Consider the following 4,157-nt stretch of genomic DNA (forward strand, 5'->3'; position numbering starts at 1 on the left):
TGGTTGCAAAACGACTTTCAAGCTGATGCTGTCGTTCACTTCGGAATGCACGGAACGGTTGAATGGTTGCCCGGATCTCCGCTCGGTAATACGGGCTATTCTTGGTCTGATATTCTGCTAGGCAATCTACCCAATCTATATATCTATGCGGCGAACAATCCTTCTGAATCAATGTTGGCAAAGCGTCGCGGCTACGGGGTGCTGATTTCCCATAATGTGCCGCCTTATGGTCGTGCTGGATTGTACAAAGAATTGGTGTCGCTGCGCGATTTAATCGCGGAGTATCGGGAAGACCCGCAAAAAAATTACGCCCTCAAGGAAGCGATTTGTAAAAAGATTGTAGATACGGGTTTGGATGCAGATTGCCCTTTTGAGGATTCTAAACGCTTAGGTATTAACTTCTCGTTTGAGAATGCCAGAATGTTCAGTGCAGATGTTTTTAATTCTTACTTAGTAAAACTGTACGAATATCTGCAAGTTCTAGAAAATCGTCTTTTCTCATCTGGTTTGCATACATTGGGGGAACCGCCAACTCCAGAAGGGCTAATTAGCTATTTTGATGCTTATTTTGAGTTACCAAAAGACATTATTGAGGCAGTTGCTAAAGGCGCAGAGAAACAGGCAGCACTGTCAGCACACTGGGAATCCTTAAACAAAACATATCCTAATGTTAAATTTCGCATCAATCCTAATCTTCCAGAGTTAATAGATGAAGCAATAAAAATACGTGATTTATTGCAACAAAATAGTGAAGAAATCACTAATTTGCTGCGGGGACTTAATGGCGAATATATTCCGCCTGCGCCGGGTGGTGATTTGTTGCGGGATGGTGCTGGTGTGTTGCCAACAGGCAGGAATATTCATGCTTTAGATCCCTATCGGATGCCTTCCCCAGCCGCTTACGAAAGGGGTCGAGAAGTTGCTAGAAAGATTATCGCCCAACATCTTAAGGAACAGGGTTCTTATCCGGAAACTGTGGCAGTGATGTTATGGGGATTGGATGCGATTAAAACGAAGGGCGAATCTCTGGGAATTTTGCTGGAACTAGTGGGTGCTGAACCTGTTAAGGAAGGTACGGGAAGAATTGTCCGTTATGAATTGAAACCAATTGCAGAAGTCGGTCATCCGCGTATTGATGTGTTAGGGAATCTTTCGGGAATTTTCCGCGATACCTTTATCAACATTATTGAATTGTTGGATGATTTGTTTCAACGCGCCGCTGATGCTGAGGAACCGGAAGACCAAAACTTTATCCGCAAACACGCTTTAGCATTGAAATCTCAAGGTGTAGAAAATCCCTCAGCGCGATTATTTTCTAACCCCACCGGTGATTTTGGTTCGTTAGTGAACGATCGCGTAACCGATGGTAACTGGGAATCTGGCGATGAATTGGGCGATACTTGGCGCGATCGCAATGTCTTCAGCTACGGTAGAAAAGACAAAGGACAAGCTAGACCGGAAGTGCTGACGCAGTTGTTGCAAACAAGCGATCGCATTGTCCAAGAAATCGACTCGGTTGAATATGGTCTTACCGATATTCAAGAATATTACGCCAACACTGGCGGCTTGAAAAAAGCCGCAGAAAAACAACGCGGTAAAAAAGTTAGCGCCAGCTTCGTCGAAAGCTTCTCTAAAGACACCACGCCTCGCAATTTAGACGACTTGCTGAGGATGGAATACCGTACCAAATTGCTAAACCCCAAATGGGCAGAAGCAATGGCGAATCAAGGTTCCGGTGGTGCTTACGAAATTTCCCAGCGCATGACAGCGTTAATTGGTTGGGGTGGTACGGTTGATTTTACCGATGATTGGGTATACGACCAAGCAGCAGATACCTATGCTTTAGATGCAGAAATGGCAAATAAATTGCGTGAGGCGAATCCCGAAGCTTTCCGCAATATTGTTGCGAGAATGATAGAAGCAAATGGGCGAGGTTTCTGGCAACCTTCTGAGGAGAAATTACAGAAGTTACGCAAATTGTATGAATTATCGGAGGCAGAAATTGAAGGTGTAAGCATAAGCTAATCGGATGATATGGTAGTTATTATGTAACTCATAAGCTTTCACCTAACCCTACTAGCTTATGGTTCTAGGGTATAGGTTTAGCTTTAAGTTTTATTACCAAGGAGTATCAAAGGTGGCAAATTTAAACAATGAATTTCCTTCTCCTATAGAGTTTTTTCTGGAAATTCCTCTTTATGGTTCTTTTGAAGTAGAGCCTAATTCCGAACTAATTAAGGAAATTGAAAATTTCAAAGGTTCGATTGATGCTTTCTGCCTGAATTGTAAAAAGCCAAGTACCTTCAAGAAAATGGTTGGTATTAACGAACCTATATTAGGACATTTGTCAAAATCGATTAAAGACAAGAAAATACTTGCTAATGCTAAAAATCAAAATCCTTTACTAATTCGTTGGCAAGAATCTAATCTAAATAATAGAATATTTAATGTCAATTTTTCCTGCGCCAGGGATAACAGTCATAGGATGCATTTTTGTTTTAAAGTATGCGAAGGTACAATTCAAAAAATTGGTCAATATCCTTCAATTGCTGATTTGAATATGACCGAGATAGGAAAGTATAGAAACGTATTAGGTGAAACAAAATATAAGGAATTCAGTAGGGCTATTGGGCTTGTCAGTCATAAAATCGGTATTGGCTCTTTTGTTTATTTAAGAAGAATATTTGAAAATTTAGTCGAAGAAGCTCATCAAGAAGCTAAAAAAACAGATGCATGGGACGAAGAATTTTACAACAGTAGTCGAGTTAATGAAAAAATCGGTTTATTGAAAGATATTTTGCCTGAATCATTAGTTAAAAATACAATTATTTATTCAATTCTAAGTAAAGGAATTCATGAATTAAGTGAAGAAGATTGCTTGAATCATTTTAGTAGTCTAAAAAAAGGGATAGAAATTATTTTGGATGAGAAATTAGAAAAATTAAAAAAGGAAGCAAAAATCAAAGAGACTGAAAAGTCTCTGTCTGAGATAAAAAGTAAACTTAAGTAAATTAATAGAGTATAGCAATATACTCGATGAGAGGTAAACTCGGTTGCATAAACCTAAACGCCGCTTGCAAAGTGTAACCTAAAAAATATCACTGTGAAGACTGTATAGAAAATGCAGATGAAACTTGAGACTTATAAATATAAAAGTAGCTTAATAAAGTTTTACTCGGTTTTATAAATTAAGAAAACTGAGCCAATTGGATTAGAGTTTTCTACATAGATTTTGTCGTTATAGTAAAAAGCTGTTGAAAACCCACCATCAAATAACATCGCTTCCTGAATATTTCCTAAACAGTGATTGTTAGAAATTCCTTTCAGGACATCATCAAACTTATCTGGATACAATGGCCCATCGGTTTCGACGTTGTTAACCAATAAAATTACATAGCCTTTGGAAGTAATTGCTGCCATCGAGCGGCTGGTTTCGTGTTTACAAGCATATTCTCCCAAGTCATTACAAATATTTTTAAATATTCCATCTTTATAAAATCTTCCATTTCCTCCTACTAAGTTATAGTTTAAATTTTGCTCGTTTCTTTTCCCAATCTGAATTGTCGCTTTTCGCGCTTCTGTACCTCCTGAAATTCCAAAGGAAGACCGCTTATCTTTAAATAAACCAGAATATTCTACTCCCCTGGAAATGTTCAAGCCTTGGGGTTTATTCTCAGGATCTATATAATCCCCGTTAATGGCTGCAATCGGTTTTTTGCCATTTAGTTTTGCATTATCATCGGCTATAATTTCATGAAACTGTTTTGGAACATATTTTTTGCGGAATCTTCCTTTAGCATCTTTAGCATAAATTTCATGGGCTAAAGCAAGACTGACCTTAAAATCTAGTTTCGGAGATTTTGGATCAAAAATAAGAACATAATTTGCACCTTTAGCCTTTGTACTTCCTTGATGATCCGTTTTGATAAATTCTACGCTGAATTGGCATTTTTGGCTTTGGCAATCGCATAAATTATTAGCTGTATTTTCTCTGTTTATTATTTTTTGTACTTGGACTTGAGGAAGATTTGAAGCATTTTTGGAATAAATATGAATAGCGGATACAATAATGAATGTTACTAATAATATGCTTAGAAATTTTGCTTTTGTAAACATACACCAAGAATTTACAAAAAATGTATGTTTACATTTTAAGC

At 38.0% G+C, this 4,157-nt stretch carries 3 protein-coding genes; 2 read left to right on the forward strand and 1 reads right to left on the reverse strand.

What is annotated here, in order from left to right; translation table 11 throughout:
* A partial coding sequence (locus tag H6F50_RS25305) for a cobaltochelatase subunit CobN (RefSeq protein WP_190430820.1) occupies positions 1-2,025 on the forward strand: 2,025 nt, incomplete at its 5' end.
* A 112-nt stretch (positions 2,026-2,137) separates the two neighbouring features.
* Entirely contained in the window at positions 2,138-3,010 is an 873-nt protein-coding gene (locus H6F50_RS25310; RefSeq protein WP_190430821.1) for a short-chain dehydrogenase, read from the forward strand.
* A 161-nt stretch (positions 3,011-3,171) separates the two neighbouring features.
* Here H6F50_RS25310 and H6F50_RS25315 read toward each other — a convergent pair whose 3' ends face one another.
* On the reverse strand, positions 3,172-4,116 hold the full coding sequence (locus H6F50_RS25315; protein WP_190430822.1) for a phosphodiester glycosidase family protein: 945 nt from the start codon (positions 4,114-4,116) through the stop codon (positions 3,172-3,174).
* Positions 4,117-4,157: the final 41 nt, after the last annotated feature.

It is taken from the genome of Coleofasciculus sp. FACHB-712 (genome assembly GCF_014695635.1).
Taxonomy (GTDB): Bacteria; Cyanobacteriota; Cyanobacteriia; order Cyanobacteriales; family FACHB-T130; genus FACHB-T130.

What these genes read in the sequence shown, in the direction of transcription:
- H6F50_RS25315 (WP_190430822.1), bottom strand. Translation starts at nt 4,116, where the DNA reads ATGTTTACAAAAGCAAAATTTCTAAGCATATTATTAGTAACATTCATT.